Annotated in this window: 11 protein-coding genes and 1 tRNA gene; 6 read left to right on the plus strand and 6 right to left on the minus strand. The window is 63.2% G+C overall.

What is annotated here, in order from left to right:
• Positions 1-59 precede the first annotated feature (59 nt).
• Positions 60-389, minus strand: coding sequence for an arsenate reductase family protein (locus E1B25_RS17755; RefSeq protein WP_132830938.1), 330 nt, complete (start codon positions 387-389; stop codon positions 60-62).
• Positions 390-556: 167 nt separating this feature from the next.
• Here E1B25_RS17755 and E1B25_RS17760 point away from each other — a divergent pair, with 167 nt between their 5' ends.
• Positions 557-745: a hypothetical protein gene (locus E1B25_RS17760; RefSeq protein WP_132830939.1), complete on the plus strand. Its 189-nt coding sequence runs from the start codon at positions 557-559 to the stop codon at positions 743-745.
• 148 nt (positions 746-893) lie between these two features.
• On the opposite strand, the gene E1B25_RS17765 is transcribed toward E1B25_RS17760, so the two are convergent.
• Both E1B25_RS17765 and E1B25_RS17770 read right to left on the minus strand, forming a co-directional pair.
• Positions 894-2,750, minus strand: a complete 1,857-nt coding sequence (locus E1B25_RS17765) for an ABC-F family ATP-binding cassette domain-containing protein (RefSeq protein WP_132830940.1) — start codon at positions 2,748-2,750, stop codon at positions 894-896.
• Between the two features lie 49 nt (positions 2,751-2,799).
• Positions 2,800-3,048 carry a hypothetical protein gene (locus E1B25_RS17770; RefSeq protein WP_245510755.1) on the minus strand — a complete coding sequence of 83 codons (249 nt, stop codon included), beginning with the start codon at positions 3,046-3,048 and terminating at the stop codon, positions 2,800-2,802.
• Between the two features lie 201 nt (positions 3,049-3,249).
• Between E1B25_RS17770 and E1B25_RS17775 the strand changes: the two genes are divergently transcribed.
• Together E1B25_RS17775 and ndk are read left to right on the plus strand one after the other, a co-directional pair.
• The gene (locus tag E1B25_RS17775) at positions 3,250-4,455 is read left to right on the plus strand and encodes a multidrug effflux MFS transporter (RefSeq protein ID WP_132830942.1); all 1,206 of its coding nucleotides are present in this window, start codon (positions 3,250-3,252) and stop codon (positions 4,453-4,455) included.
• Positions 4,456-4,587: 132 nt separating this feature from the next.
• Entirely contained in the window at positions 4,588-5,010 is a 423-nt protein-coding gene (gene ndk / locus E1B25_RS17780; protein WP_132830943.1) for a nucleoside-diphosphate kinase, read from the plus strand.
• A gap of 179 nt (positions 5,011-5,189) precedes the next feature.
• Here ndk and E1B25_RS17785 read toward each other — a convergent pair.
• Both E1B25_RS17785 and E1B25_RS17790 read right to left on the minus strand, forming a co-directional pair.
• A tRNA-Gly gene (locus tag E1B25_RS17785) sits at positions 5,190-5,263 on the minus strand.
• 94 nt (positions 5,264-5,357) lie between these two features.
• A complete protein-coding gene (locus tag E1B25_RS17790) occupies positions 5,358-7,418 on the minus strand; it encodes an ASKHA domain-containing protein (protein ID WP_132830944.1) in 2,061 nt (686 codons plus the stop codon).
• Between the two features lie 354 nt (positions 7,419-7,772).
• Here E1B25_RS17790 and guaB point away from each other — a divergent pair, with 354 nt between their 5' ends.
• The 3 genes from guaB to E1B25_RS17805 all read left to right on the plus strand — a co-directional run bounded on the left by guaB (position 7,773) and on the right by E1B25_RS17805 (position 12,877).
• Positions 7,773-9,221: an IMP dehydrogenase gene (gene guaB / locus E1B25_RS17795; RefSeq protein WP_132830945.1), complete on the plus strand. Its 1,449-nt coding sequence runs from the start codon at positions 7,773-7,775 to the stop codon at positions 9,219-9,221.
• A gap of 61 nt (positions 9,222-9,282) precedes the next feature.
• Positions 9,283-10,461 (plus strand): RsmB/NOP family class I SAM-dependent RNA methyltransferase, encoded by a 1,179-nt coding sequence (locus E1B25_RS17800; protein WP_132830946.1) that lies wholly within the window; start codon positions 9,283-9,285, stop codon positions 10,459-10,461.
• A 112-nt stretch (positions 10,462-10,573) separates the two neighbouring features.
• Positions 10,574-12,877 (plus strand): hybrid sensor histidine kinase/response regulator, encoded by a 2,304-nt coding sequence (locus E1B25_RS17805; RefSeq protein WP_425358945.1) that lies wholly within the window; start codon positions 10,574-10,576, stop codon positions 12,875-12,877.
• A 27-nt stretch (positions 12,878-12,904) separates the two neighbouring features.
• Here the strand turns inward: E1B25_RS17805 and E1B25_RS17810 are convergent, their stop codons facing one another.
• Positions 12,905-13,498, minus strand: coding sequence for a gamma-glutamyl kinase (locus tag E1B25_RS17810; protein WP_132830947.1), 594 nt, complete (start codon positions 13,496-13,498; stop codon positions 12,905-12,907).
• Positions 13,499-13,652 lie beyond the last annotated feature (154 nt).

The following is a 13,652-nucleotide window of genomic DNA, read 5'->3' on the forward strand; positions in this document are numbered from 1 at the left end:
TGGCTTGCAGAGGTTCAACCGGGCTTTGGTCGTTCGAGCACATATCCCGGTTCGAGATATCACCCCGGAAGCAATGCTTTTTGAACCGTCTCGTCCCAACCCAGGTAAAGCATATCCCGATCACGGATGACCGGGCGTGCCATCACCTTGGGTTGGGCCGCGATCTGCGCTTCTGCCTCTGAATTTTTCAGCCAAACATTGAGCCCGCGGTAGTCATTCGACTTGCCATCCACCAACCGATCCCCGAACTCTGCAATCAGTTCAGCCAATTCAACTTCGCTCAAAGGGTCAGCCCGGACATCGCGGAAGCTGACCTCCTTGCCCGCTGCTTCCAACGCCTTGCGGGCCTTTTGACACACTGCGCAGGTGTTCAATCCATAGATTATCATGTCGCAATCCCCTCTGGCGATGATCCCGCAATTTCATGTATCGCCCCTTCAGTGCAACCCATTCGACACCTGCTGCGCCAGAGCGTGACTGATTTTGCCAAAGAAGGAGGAGCGAGCCGTGCGATCTTTAACCAGATGGGGCGTGACACGACTGCGACCGATCGGGTATGTTTGTGCTCATGAAACATGTCCCCAAAGAAACCACAGATGATGCGCTTATTCAGGAGTTCCTGAACAAAGGCGGCAAGGTCAGCGTCGGGAAGACCAAACCCCTTCCAAGCGAGTTGGGTTTGAGCAACAATTCCTGGAACAACAAGCTGACCAAGGAAGAAAAGGCCGCGCGCAAGAAGAAGTGAGCGTGTCGGCGGATGAATGGACCTTTTGAGGCAAGGGTCTCAAAAGGGGATATTTGGGGTGAAAGGAAAAGAGGCGCGGATCAGGAGGCGACGCAAGTGCCGCCTTGCCCCCCTGAACGATTTGCCCCACAGCGGTCTCGCCCGGCGGTCAGCCTTGGGCGACCTCTAGCTTTTCCTGCGCCTGCATCCAGAGGGCTTCGGCCCGGTCCAACGCCTCCATTACCTCGGCGTATTTACGCTGCCAGACTTCCATTTCGCCCAGCTTCCCGTCTTCGTAAAGCGCCGGATTGGAGAGCTTGGAGGCCAGTTTGTCGCGCATCTGGTTCAGTTTTTCGACCCGTGCCTCGCCCTTGCGAACCTCGCCGCGCAGCGCCAGAACGGCATCGCGGCTGGCCTTTTTGGGCTTGGCCGCCTCGGCCTTGGCCGCTTGTTTTCCGGCTGGCTTGTCCGCCGAAAGCAGGAAGGAGCGGTAGGATTCGAGATCGCCTTCATAGGGGGTCACGGTGCCGTTCGAAACCAGCCACAGCCGGTCGGCCACCAGCGACAGAAGGTGCATGTCGTGGCTGACGAGAATGACAGCGCCGGTATAGGCGGTCAGCGCCTCGACCAGCGCCTCGCGGCTTTCGATGTCGAGGTGGTTGGTCGGTTCGTCGAGGATCAGCAGATGCGGCGCATCAATCGTCGCCAGCAGCAGCGACAGCCGCGCCTTTTGTCCGCCCGAAAGCTGGCCCACGGCGGTGTCGGCCTGATCGGCGCCAAGGCCGAAACCGGCCAGTCGCGCGCGCAGACGGGATTGTTGTTCGCCAGAGCGGGCGCGCTGAAGGTGCTGGAGCGGGGTTTCGTCGATATACAGCTCGTCGACCTGATGCTGGGCGAAAAAGCCGATCCGCAGCTTGTTGGACCGGGTGATCTTGCCGTCGATCAGCGCCAACCGGTCCGACAGCATCTTGGAGAGGGTCGATTTTCCCTCGCCGTTTCGGCCCAAAAGCGCGATGCGGTCGTCCTGATCGATGCGCAGGGTCATGTTGCGCAGGATCACCTTGTCGTCATAGCCGGTCGACGCGCCCTCAAGCGAGATGATCGGCGGCGACAGCTCTTCGGGTTCGGGAAAGGTGAAAACCGTGCGCGCCACATCCTCGGGCGCGGTGATTTTTTCCATCTTTTCCAGCATCTTGACCCGCGACTGCGCCTGTTTGGCCTTGCTGGCCTTGGCCTTGAAGCGATCGACAAAGCTTTGCAGATGGGCGCGGCGCAGGTCCTGTTTCTTGGCCGCTGCCGCCTGCAGGGCGCGCTGTTCGGCGCGTTGGCGGGCGAACTGGTCGTAGGGGCCGTTATAGAGGGTGAGCTGGCGGTCTTCCAGATGCAGGATCGCACCGACGGCGCGGTTCAGAAGACCGCGGTCGTGGCTGATGATGATGACGGTATGTGGGTAGCGCGCCAGATAGTTTTCCAGCCAGAGCGCGCCTTCGAGATCGAGATAGTTGGTCGGCTCGTCGAGCAGCAGCAGATCTGGCTGAGAGAACAGCACCGCCCCTAGGGCCACCCGCATCCGCCAGCCGCCGGAATAGTCCGAACAGGGGCGTTGCTGGTCGGCATTGCTGAAGCCCAACCCCTTGAGGATCGAAGCGGCGCGCGCTTCGGCCGACCAGGCGTCGATATCGGCCAGCCGGGTTTGCACCTCGGCGATGCGGGTGGGGTCGGTCGCATGGGTCGCTTCTTCCATCAGCTCGGCACGCTCGGTATCGGCGGCGAGCACGGTGTCGATCAGCGAGACGTCCGAGGCGGGGGCCTCTTGCGCGACGCCGCCGATGCGGGCGCGCGACGGCAGCGAGATGGACCCCGACTCCAGCGCCAGCTCGCCCCGGAGCAGGCGGAACAGCGTGGTTTTGCCCGCGCCGTTGCGTCCGATCAGGCCAACCTTGTGACCATTGGGAATGGTGGCGCTGGCGCCGTCGAAGAGCGGGCGGCCTGCGACCGCATATGATATGTTTTTGATCCGTAGCATGGACGGACCACTGTCGCAGCGCCCGGTCGATGTCAATCGCTCCCGCGGCTTATTTCAACAGCAATCCCAGCTGATCTGCCGGGAATGAGGCAAAACCGATCATCGGGCTGTCGCCATACTCGGAAAACGCGAAAACGTGGATTTCCGAGTGCTTCACCGATGCCCGACAGAAGCTGTCTTGCTGCGGCAGGCTGTCGGGGCATGTTTCGAGATCGACATGAGGAACGGCTGCTTCGAACATGGCATAGGTCAGGGGCTGCGGGTCCTGTGCCAAAGCGGGCAGGGCGAGCAGCGCCAAGACAAGGGCGGAGAGGGGATATTTCAGGGACATCGGTGCGGCCTTTCGATGTTGGTTTTGCGTGCGCTTGAAGTCATACTAAAAAAGTCAGGTAAGGCGAGGGGGCGTTTTGGCGCACCCGGTCCTGGCGCTGGATGGTCAAGGCTGCCCCCCTATGGTATGCGCCGAACTTGTTAAGTTCCTTCCGGACAGATCCTGACCATGCGCCCAGCCCAGACCCCGCCGCATCTGCTGACCCTGATCTTGGCCAATGCGCTTTCTGTCCTGACACTGAACATGTTCCTGCCCTCGCTGCCCAAGATGGCCGAGGCGCTGCAGGCCGACTATGGCCTCGTGAATCTGTCGGTGGCGGGATATCTGGCGATTTCGGCAATCCTGCAACTGATCATGGGGCCGCTGTCGGACAGGTTCGGGCGGCGCCCGGTGATGTTGATCAGCACGGCGATTTTCGCCGGGGCCTCGGTCGGCTGTGCGTTGGCGCAGGATATTTGGGTATTCTTGGGCTTTCGCATGCTGCAGGCGGGGATCGTGTCGGGCCAGGTGCTGTCGCGGGCGGTGATCCGGGACCTGCACGAACCCAAGGCGGCGGCAAAGATGCTGGGCCATGTTGCCATGGCGATGGCGCTGGCGCCGATGTTGGGGCCGATGCTGGGCGGCGGGCTGGACATGGCCTTTGGCTGGCGGTCCTCCTTTGTCCTGTATGCGGTGCTGGGCACCTTCATGCTGGTGATCCTTTGGGGCGATCTGGGCGAGACAAATCCCACCAGCGCAAGCCTGAGTTTTCGTGATCAGATGCGCGATTACCCCGAGCTTTTTCGCTCGCGCCGGTTCTGGGGGTACAGCCTGTGTTACGCCTTTGCCGTGGCGGGGTTCTTTTCCTTCATCACCGGGGCACCTTTGGTGGCGGCGGCGTGGTACAACCTGAGCCCCGCGGCGCTGGGGCTGGGGATCGGGATCATCACGCTGGGTTTCATGGCGGGCAATTTCGTCTCTGGCCGGATCGGCGCACGCAGCGAGTTGGTGACCATGGTTCTGGCCGGGCGTATCTTTGCCACCGTGGGGCCGGTGGCGGGGCTGGCGCTGTTCTGGTCCGGGATGGGGACGCTCTGGGTGTTTTTCGGCTCGGCCATCGTGGTGGGATTCGGCAACGGGCTGACAAATGCCAATGCCAGCGCCGGCGTGATGTCGGTGCGCCCGCGGCTGGCGGGCAGTGCCTCGGGTCTGTCGGGGGCGATGACGGTGGGGCTGGGGGCGGTGATGACCAGCATTACCGGGGCCTTGGTGACGCCGGAACACGCGCCTTATATCGTGCTGTCGATCATGCTGGTGACCAGCATCCTCGGGCTGCTCGCGGCGCTTTACGTGCGTTGGGTTGATCAGCGCGATCCCTTGCCACCGTTGAACTGAGGGTGCCTTGCGCGCGCCGTGGTGCGACGTGGTGCGGAAGGCTTTTCAATCGCGCCTGCCCGTGCTAGGCGGCGCGCAATGTCAGCACCGTCCCGCAGCCCCGCTGGGACGGGTACTCAAGGAGCATTTTCAATGACACTGGAACGCACGTTCTCGATCATCAAACCCGACGCCACCCGCCGCAACCTGACCGGCAAGATCAACGCCAAGTTCGAAGATGCCGGCCTGCGCATCGTCGCGCAGAAGCGGATCCTGATGACCAAGGCACAGGCCGGCGAATTCTACGGCGTACACAAGGACCGCCCGTTCTATGACGAACTGTGCGAGTTCATGTCGTCCGGTCCGGTCGTGGTGCAGGTTCTGGAAGGCGAGAACGCCATCGCCAAGAACCGTGAAGTGATGGGCGCCACCAACCCCGCAGACGCGGCCGCCGGTACTGTGCGTGCCGATTTTGCCGAGTCGGTTGGCGAAAACTCGGTCCATGGCTCGGACGCACCGGAAACCGCCGCTGTCGAAATCGCCTATTTCTTCGCTGGCACCGAACTGGTGGGCTAAGCCAGCCAAAGACCGGGCAGGGGGCCACTGGCCCCTTGCCCTGCGTGTCAGACCAGAAAGCGCCCCACGGGGCGCTTTTTTTGTGTCTGGATGGATTTAGGGGCTGACATTGATCATCGCGTAACGGCTACCGCGCAGTGGCGGCATTGGGTCACGGTATGTCAAAGTTTCGGAGGTTTTGGAGCGGGTAACGAGAATCGAACTCGTAACTTAAGCTTGGGAAGCTCGCGTGATACCTTTTCACCATACCCGCGCTCTGGAGCGTTTGGATAATCGCGACGCCGCCGGGCGTCAAGGGGGGAAGACGCCCGGACTGTCGGTTTGTTTGCTGCCGCCGGGCGGGCGGTTCAGCTGCTCTTGCGCCGCCGCCGTCGACCGCCGGTCTCGCCTTCGCCACCACGGGTGTTGAACGACACATCGGGGAGCGTCACCACCTTGGACAGTTCCGGAAACGGGTCGGTCTTGTGCGGGATGGCGTTGGCGGCGACGAAATGCTCCTGAAATTTCGGCTCAATCGCGGTTTCCACCTTGGTGATCTCGCGCACGGTGGCTTCGATCTCGGCACGCGAGTCGATATTGCACAGCGCGATGCGCGCACCGGTGCCGGCGGCGTTGCCCGCGCTGGTGACCTTGTTGAGCGGCGCATCGGGGATCATGCCCAGAACCATGGCGTGTTTGGTCGAGATATGGGCGCCAAAAGCCCCGGCGAGCACGATGCGATCCACCTTGTCCACGCCCATGTCGTCCATCAACAGCCGCGCCCCGGCATAGAGCGCCGATTTGGCAAGCTGGATGGCGCGGATATCGCCTTGTGTCACGGTGATGCGCGGGCCGCCCTCGGCGCTGGCATCATGGAGCAGATAGGAATGCGTGCGCCCTTCGGGGATGCAGCGCGGCGTGCCGGTCTGTTCGGCGGACCCGATCAGCCCAGAGGCATCGACCAGCCCGGCAATCCGCATTTCCGCCACCGCCTCGATGATACCAGAGCCGCAGATGCCGGTGATTCCGGTGGTCGCGGTGGCGGCGTCAAAGCCGGGCTCTGTCGACCACAACTCGCAGCCGATCACCTTAAAGCGGGGCTCCTTGGTCTCGGGGTCGATCTCGACCCGTTCAAGTGCCCCGGGCGCAGCGCGTTGTCCCGAGCTGATCTGCGCCCCTTCAAAGGCCGGGCCGGTGGGCGACGAGCAGGCCAGCACGCGTTCGGTATTGCCCAACAGCAATTCGGCATTGGTGCCGACATCGACAATCAACACCAGATCCTCGGATTTGCCCGGCTGTTCCGACAGTGCCACGGCGGCGGCATCGGCCCCGACATGTCCCGCGATGCAGGGCAGAAGATAGATCCGCGCCCGTGGATTCATCGCGTCGAGCCCCATCTCCAACGCGCCAAGGCGCATGGAATCGGAGGTGGCCAGCGCGAAGGGTGCCTGACCCAGTTCAACCGGGTCGAGCCCGAGCAACAGGTGGTGCATCACCGGGTTACAGACAAAGACGGTTTCAAGAATGAGGTTGGGATCAATGCCGCTCTCGGAGGCGATGGAGCGGATCAGATCGTTGATCGCCTCGCGCACCGAGGCCGTCATCTCGCGGTCGCCGCCGGGGTTCATCATCGCGTAGGACACCCGACTCATCAGATCCTCGCCGAACCGGATTTGCGGGTTCATGATGCCGGAAGAGGCGACAACCTCGCCGGTGTCCAGATCGGTCAGATGCGCCGCGATGGTGGTCGAGCCAAGGTCGATGGCGAGGCCGAAAAGCCCGCTTTCATGCAGGCCGGGCCAAATTTCGGTCAGGCGGGCGGCACCACCTGCATGGTCGCGGAAAAGGGCGACGGTAACCCCCCAGTTGCCCTTGCGCAGGGTGGGCTGGAGTTTCGACAGCAGGGTCAGGTCGGCGGTGATGCCGTCGATCTGCCATTGCTCGCGCAGGGCGCGTTCCAGCCGCTCCAGATCGCCGGTGGGCGAATGCATGTCGGGTTGATCCACTTCGACAAAATAGAGCCTTGTGGCCGGGTTCATGGTGATGGCGCGGACCGAGGCGGCCTTGCGCACGACCTGGCGGTGTACCTGGCTTTCGGGGGGCACGTCGATGACAACGTCGCCCTGAACGGTCGCCTGACAGCCCAGCCGGCGGCCCGGTTTCAGCCCGCGCTTGTCGTCATAGCGTTGCTCGACCGCGTTCCAGTCTGACAACGCCCCCTCGGAGACGGTGACACCGTGTTTGGGGAATTCCCCATAGGAGGGGGTGATCTGACATTTCGAACAGATGCCGCGCCCGCCGCAGACCGAATCGAGGTCGACACCCAACCGACGGGCGGCGGTCAGAACCGGGGTGCCCTTTGGAAAGCGTCCGCGCTTGCCAGAGGGCGTAAAGACGACGAGGGGATCGACGTGGGGATCTGTGCTCATGATGTGCCTGGATCATTGTTGTTCGCGCTGGGGCAACTTAGACGTTTACAGCGCAGGCGAAAGGGCGGATGCGGCAGTTTTCGATCCGCGCGCGTCATGTGGCCAGACCCGCGCGCCCGGAAGTGCGAGATCGGCGTCAATCGCCGGTCAGTTCTGAACTAGGGTCGCTTGCCAAAGTCATGATCGCGGCTTGGCAGTGTGCTCGGCTCTCCCCGTGTCGGGCCGGTGCTGGTCCTGTCTGGTCCTCAGGCTGCGGCCAATGCGTCGCAGCGACAAGGGCCGAATTGACCTTTTCTCTCGCGGAGTTCCATGAAATAGGGAAGCGCCAAACGATGCCACCGCAGGAGATATCCGATGGAGATTCGTGAGGCTTTGACCTTCGATGATGTTTTGCTTGTTCCGGGGGCGTCCTCGGTTCTACCGTCCATGGCGGATACCTCGACGCAGGTGACCCAAACAATCAGACTGAACATACCGCTGTTGTCCAGCGCAATGGACACGGTCACCGAGTCGCGCATGGCGATTGCCATGGCACAGGCCGGCGGCATGGGCGTGATCCACAAGAATCTGGATATCGTGGCGCAGGCGGAAGAGGTGCGGCGCGTCAAACGGTTTGAAAGCGGCATCGTCTACAACCCGATCACCCTGACCCCGAACCAGACGCTGGCCGATGCCAAGACGCTGTGTGTTCGCTATGGCTTCACCGGCTTTCCGGTGGTTGATGAGCAGGGCCGCGTGGTCGGCATCGTCACCAACCGCGACATGCGCTTTGCCACCAGCGATGCGACGCCGGTGCATGTGATGATGACCACCGAAAACCTTGCGATCCTGCGCGAACCGGCCGATCGCGACGAGGCGATCAGCAAGATGAAGTCGCGGCGGATCGAAAAGCTGCTGGTGACCGATGACAATGGCAAGCTGACGGGGCTGTTGACCCTGAAGGATACCGAAAAGGCCGTGCTGAACCCGACCGCCTGCAAGGATGAACTGGGCCGTCTGCGGGTCGCTGCGGCGACCTCGGTGGGCGATGCTGGGTACGAACGCTCTGGTGCGCTGGTCGATGCCGGTGTGGACATCATCGTGATTGATACGGCGCATGGCCATTCCGCCGGTGTGCTTGAGGCGGTGACGCGGGCCAAGTCGCTGTCGAACACTGTTCAGATCATCGCCGGCAACGTCGCGACGGGCGAGGCCACCAAGGCGCTGATTGATGCCGGGGCCGATGCGGTCAAGGTCGGGATCGGACCGGGCAGCATCTGTACGACGCGGATGGTTGCCGGTGTCGGCGTGCCGCAACTGACTGCGATCATGGACTGTTCCAAAGCCGCCGGTGACGTGCCGGTGATCGCGGATGGCGGGATCAAGTTTTCGGGCGATTTCGCCAAGGCGATCGCCGCCGGGGCTTCCTGCGCCATGGTGGGCAGCATGATCGCCGGCACGGACGAGAGCCCGGGCGAGGTGATCCTGTATCAGGGGCGCTCGTACAAATCCTATCGCGGCATGGGGTCGCTTGGCGCGATGGCGCGCGGCTCCGCCGACCGGTACTTCCAGAAGGATGCCGCCAGCGACAAGCTGGTGCCCGAAGGGATCGAGGGGCAGGTGCCCTACAAGGGGACGGCGGGCACCGTGATTCACCAACTGGTCGGCGGTCTGCGTGCGGCGATGGGGTATACCGGCAACGGCACCGTCGAAGAGATGCGCCGGAACTGCAATTTCGTGAAGATCACCGGCGCGGGGCTGAGCGAAAGCCACGTCCACGACGTTCAGATCACCCGCGAGTCGCCGAACTACCGCATCGGATGAACCCGGGCGGACCGCTCGATCAGGGCGGCCCGCTTGATAACGAGATAAACGGAGAACCTTCATGACCCCGGCAGCCCGCGTCGCCGCAGCGATCGACATTCTGGACGAGGTGTTGGCCGGCAAACCTGTCGAACAGGCGCTGACCGGCTGGGCACGGCATAGCCGGTTCGCCGGGTCCAAGGACCGGGCCGCGGTGCGCGATCATGTCTTTGACGCGGTGCGCGCACGCCGGTCGCTGGCCGCTCTGGGCGGGGGCGAGACCGGGCGCGGGCTGATGCTAGGCGCCTGCCGCCGCGATGGCACCGATCCTGACCTGCTGTTCTCCGGGGTGGCCTATGGTCCGCCCGCCCTCACGCCGGAAGAGCGTGCGGCGGGGCGTGACCCGGAACCGGGGGCCGAGGCGCTGGATATCGCCGATTGGCTCTGGCCCGCGTTCCGCGACAGTCTGGGCGACAGCAATGAGGCGGCGGCCCGGGCCCTGCAAACGCGTGCGCCGGTACATCTGCGGGTGAATCTGGGTAAAGGCGGGGTAGACGGTGCGGTTGCGGCGCTGGCCGAGGAGGGGATCGAAACCCGTCCCCATCCGGCGGCCGACACCGCGCTTGAGGTGGTGACAGGCGCGCGGCGCATCCGCAACAGCGTGGCCTATCGCGACGGGTTGGTGGAATTGCAGGATGCGGCCAGTCAGGCCGTGGTTGCCGCGTTGCCGCTGACCGATGGGATGCGGGTGCTGGATTATTGCGCCGGCGGGGGCGGCAAGACGCTGGCCATCGGCGCGCGGGCCGAGGTTGCGCTTTTTGCCCATGACGCCTTGCCGCACCGCATGCAGGATCTGCCCGAACGTGCCGCGCGGGCAGGGCTGAAGGTTGATATTCTGGAGCCGGAAGATCTGGAGGGCGCGGCCCCGTTTGATCTGGTTCTGTGTGACGTGCCCTGTTCCGGCAGCGGGGCTTGGCGGCGCGCGCCCGAGGGCAAATGGAGACTGACGCCACAGGCGCTGGACGAGGTGATCCAGACCCAGGCCGAGATTCTCGACCGGGCCGCCACGCTGGTGGCCCCGGGCGGTGTGCTAGCCTATGCCACCTGTTCCGTGCTGGCGCGCGAGAACGGCGATCAGATCGCCGCCTTCCTCGCCCGGCACTCAGGCTGGCACAACAGTTGGCAACACGCCTGGTCTGTCGTGGCGGGAACCGATGGGTTCTTTTCGGCGCAGTTGACTCGCGATCCCACGCCGTCATAATCTTTCTTGGGTGGAAAATCAGAGCGTTAATGCGGGCTTAACCGCTATGCCGCGAAATGGGCGGTAGCGATTCCCCCTGCGGACGGAGCCCCCAAACGTGACAAGCCGCCCGATCACAAGCCGCCCAATCACCGTGAAATCCTTGTTGCCGGTTCCGGCACCTGCCCGTGCGCGGGTTGCTGCGGTTTTGCTGCTGGAAATCAGTCTGGTCGTCGGCGGTGTGTGGCTGGCGCCGGCCGGGCTGGCGTCGCTGGGGATGATCGCGGCGGGCGCGACGCTGGGGCTGGTGTTCGTGGGGATGGCGCTGCGCCGTCTGGTGATGCGGCGCGGGCTGGACGTGGCCAACGAACTGTTGGAAGGGTTCATCGAAAAGGATGCCTCGGCAAGTTTCGTGACCGATGCCGATGGTAGCGTTCTTGCGCGCAACGCCGCCGCAGAGGCGCTGTTTCCCGAAACCGCGAGCGATACCCTGGCCGGGACGCTACGCTCGATCTTTGCCAACCCCTCGGCGCTGCTGTACCGGTTGCAGATGCACGCGGAAAAAGACGGTGCGACCTATGAAGATGTGGTGACGCGGCGCGGCCATGTGCGGTTGGCGGTGCATCAGATGGGGCGGCAAGGCTTTTTGTGGCGGGTCGAGGATATGTCCGAGCGGCCGCAAGCAGCCCAAAGCGGCGCGGCGCTGCCGGTGCCGCTGATCTCGCTGGGGCGGTCGGGCACGGTGCTGTTCATGAATGAGGCGGCCCGCTCGCTTGTGGGGCAGCGGGTGAAATCGCTGGACCGTCTGTTCCCGGCGCTGCCGCTGCGAGCGGGGCAGGTCAACGTGATTTCGACCAAGGACGGGCTGCGCGATGTGCTGGTATCCGAGTTCGACGGTGGTGCCGGTCGGCGCGAGTTGTTCTGCCTACCGGTGGACGGGCAGGAGGGGGGCGGGCGCGCGTCGGGCTTTGATACCTTGCCGGTGGCGATGCTCAAGGTGGCGGCGACCGGGCGCATTCTGTCGGCAAACCGGCAGGCGGCCGGCCTGTTGGGCGCGGCTCCGGATCCGGAGGCAACGCTCGAGTCGCTGATGCAGGGGCTGGGTCGTCCGATCATGGACTGGCTGCGCGAGACGGCGCAGGGCAAGATCGGGAAGAATTCGGAATTCCTGCGGTTGACCCGCAAGGACAGGGAGGTTTTCGTTCAGGTCACCCTGAGCCGCGTGGTCGAACAGGGCGAGCCGATCATGATCGCCGTGCTGAATGACGCGACCGAATTGAAGACGCTGGAGGCGCAGTTCGTCCAAAGCCAGAAGATGCAGGCGATCGGTCAACTCGCCGGCGGTATTGCGCATGATTTCAACAACCTGCTGACTGCTATTTCGGGGCATTGCGACCTGTTGCTGTTGCGTCATGATCGCGGCGATCAGGATTTCAGAGATCTTGAACAGATCCGCCAGAATGCCAATCGCGCGGCCTCTCTGGTGGGGCAATTGCTGGCGTTTTCGCGCAAGCAGACGCTGCGCCCCGAGGTGCTGGATCTGCGCGATACGCTGTCGGATCTGACCCATCTCCTGAACCGTTTGGTGGGCGAAAAAGTGACCCTGACCTTGAGCCATGAACCGGTGCTGCGCCCGATCCGGGCCGACAAGCGGCAGCTGGAACAGGTGTTGATGAATCTGGTGGTCAACGCGCGGGATGCGATGCCACAGGGCGGCGAGATTCGCATCGAAACCGAGGTGGTGACGCTGGACGCGACCCTGCAACGCGACCGCGCGACGGTTCCCCCGGGGGAATATGTGACCGTCAAGGTGTGTGACGAGGGCACCGGCATCCCGCAGGACGATCTGCAAAAGGTGTTCGAGCCGTTCTTTACCACCAAGCGCACCGGCGAGGGCACCGGGCTGGGCCTGTCGACGGCCTATGGCATCATCAAGCAGACCGGCGGGTTCATCTTTGTCGATAGCGTCGAGGGCAGCGGGACGGAGTTCACCCTGTTTCTGCCGGTCTTTGAGCAGACGGGCGAGACCGCGCGGCCCGTCGCCGCACCGCTCAAGGGGCCCCCGCTTCAGGGCGACGGGGTGATCCTGTTGGTCGAAGACGAGGCGCCGGTACGGGCCTTTGCCGCCCGTGCGTTGCGCCTGCGCGGGTATACGGTGCTGGAGGCCGAATCAGCCGAGGATGCGCTGAAAATGCTGGAAGATCCGGCGCTGCTGGTGGATGTGTTCGTCACCGATGTGGTGATGCCAGGCTTGGATGGGCCGAGTTGGGTGCGCGCGGCCCGCAAGGACCGGCCCGAGGTGCGGGTGGTTTTCGTGTCGGGTTATGCCGAGGGCGCCTTTGGCGAGGCCGAACCAGAGGTTCCGAATTCGGTCTTCCTGCCCAAACCCTTCTCTCTCACACAGTTGGCCGAGACGGTCTTTCAGCAGATGCACTGACTTTCAGCAGATGCACTGACGACGGCATCAGTCGATGCTGTCGTACAGCGCGAATTCCTCGGCGCATTTGCGACGATAGCGGGCCTCGGTCTTGGCGGACAGTTCCAGCACCATTTCCGGCGAGACATTCTCGCGCGCGGTCTCGATCCGGGTCTTGAGCCGCTCTTCGAGAAAGCGGTTGAGTTTGTCCGGTGCCTCATGGCGGAACATATGGGTGACGCGCAGCCCGTTGGGGCGCGGTTCGAGAAACTTCGCCTGGCTGCCCACATTCGCAAAGCCCGGGCGCTCGCCCTTGAGATAGGCATCGACAAAGGCATCGAAGCTGATGTCATGGGTCGAGTTGGGCTTGCCCGCCATGAAGGGGCGGCGGCGATAGCGGTACCAACTGCCCAGCCAACTGATCGGCTCTCGCATCACGGCGAGAGTCTCCATCTCGGTCTTGCAGGCCTTTTCGAACATCGGGCGAAAGAATCTGTTGTAGCGATAGACCGGCGCGTGCTTCAGCTCGGGCGGATCGGAAACGACGATGTCGGCGCGATCCCGCAGGGCGGTTTCATACGCGGTTGTTCCGGTTTTCGGCACCGAGAGGAACACCAGTCGTTCTTTATAGAAAACAAGCATTTAGACTTTTACCTTCCTGTCCCAGCCAAGCCAAGACTGCCGTAAACTCAAATTTAACTCAATTGCGAAAGGGTTGGAGGCGCAAGTTTTCGATTGATATGTTCTCTTTTTGATCTCATAAAGAACAGGTAGGGAACAAACCGATGATTGCCGC

It is taken from the genome of Antarcticimicrobium sediminis, from assembly GCF_004348975.1.
GTDB lineage: Bacteria > Pseudomonadota > Alphaproteobacteria > Rhodobacterales > Rhodobacteraceae > Antarcticimicrobium > Antarcticimicrobium sediminis.